The organism is Actinomadura chokoriensis (assembly GCF_041463665.1).
Taxonomy (GTDB): Bacteria; Actinomycetota; Actinomycetes; order Streptosporangiales; family Streptosporangiaceae; genus Spirillospora; species Spirillospora chokoriensis_A.
Map to the genome: position 1 here is coordinate 1 of NZ_JAXCEJ010000070.1, position 1,692 is coordinate 1,692.

1 protein-coding gene is annotated in these 1,692 nt (G+C 67.1%); it reads right to left on the minus strand.

The annotated features are described in order from the left end of the window. A partial coding sequence (locus tag SM418_RS37900) for an amino acid adenylation domain-containing protein (RefSeq protein ID WP_371946471.1) occupies positions 1–1,692 on the minus strand: 1,692 nt, incomplete at both ends.

Here is a 1,692-nt window from a genome sequence, read left to right on the forward strand (position 1 = left end):
TCGCCGACCGGTTGTGCGGTGGCGGCCAGTTCCTCGACGGTCTGGTGCTGGAACACATCACGGGGCGTGATGACCAGGCCGGACTGACGGGCACGGGACACCAGCTGGATCGCGATGATCGAGTCACCGCCCAGGTCGAAGAACCCGTCATCGACCCCGACCCGCTCCAACCCCAGCACCTCGGCGAACAAGCCCGCAAGAACCTCCTCCTCGCCGGTGCGCGGAGCACGCGAGGACACCCTCCCCGCAAAATCCGGAGCGGGCAACGCCTTGCGATCAAGCTTGCCATTGGCCGTCAACGGCAGCACGTCCAGCTCGACGACCACCGCCGGGACCATGTAGTCAGGCAGATCCCTTCCGGCGAATCTGCGCAGGTCGGCGGTGTCGACACCATCGGCCACGACATAGGCGACGAGACGGTCGTCGCGGACGATCACGGCAGCGTCCTTGACGGCGTCATGCCTGGTCAAGGCGGCCTGGATCTCACCCAGCTCGATCCGGAAACCACGCAGCTGCACCTGCTGGTCAGCACGCCCGAGGTATTCCAGGCGGCCATCGTCCAGCCAGCGGCCAAGGTCACCCGTCCGGTACATGCGGGTTCCGGGCTTGCCGTGCGGGTCGGCGACGAACCGCTCGGCGGACAGGCCCGGACGGTTCAGATAGCCGCGAGCCAGGCCCGCGCCCGCGACGTACAGCTCACCGGACACACCCGGCGGAACCGGCTGCAGACGATCGTCCAGAACATAAACCCGCAGGTCGGGGATCCCTGCGCCGATGACACTGCCGGGCGCGGACGCCGCATAAGCCCGGTCCAGCGCAAGATACGAGACATGCACCGTGGTCTCGGTGATCCCGTACATGTTGACCAGCCTCGGCGCGTCCTCAGCATGCCGGGAGTACCAGTCCTCCAAGCGACCAAGATCCAGGGCCTCGCCACCGAACACGATGAAGCGCAACGCCAGATCCGTACCCGGGTTGTCCCGGTCGGCGGCCATCAACTGGTAGAACGCCGACGGAGTCTGGTTGAGGACCGTCACCCTCTCCGCAGACAGCAAAGCCAGGAAATCCTCCGGCGAACGCGACGTCAGATACGGGACGACCACCAGACGGCCGCCGTACAGCAGCGAACCCCACAGCTCCCACACCGTGAAGTCGAACGCGTAGGAGTGGAACAACGTCCAGACATCGTCCGGACCGAAACCGAACCACTCCTCCGTCGAACGCAGCAGCCGCACCACATTCTGATGCGGAACCACCACACCCTTAGGACGACCCGTCGAACCCGACGTGTAGATCACATACGCCGGATGGTCCGGGTCGATGGCCACACCGGGGTTGGTGTCCGGCTGGCCGGTGACGTCCAGGTCGTCCGGGCCGAGCGTGACGACCGGGCGCGCATCCTCGACCATGTACGCGATGCGGTCCTCGGGGTAATCGGGGTCGATCGGAACGTAGGCCGCGCCCGCCTTCAGCACGGCCAGGATCGCCACGACAAGGTCGGCCGATCGAGGCAGCGCCAGCGCCACGAACTGCTCCGGCCCCACCCCCTGCCCGATGAGCCGGCGCGCCAGACGGTTCGCCTTCGCGTTGACCTCGGCGTACGTCCACGACACACCCTCGAACGTCACGGCGGGCGCATCCGGACGCACCGCCGCCTGCGCCTCGAACAGCGCCGGGATCGTCGCCCGCTCG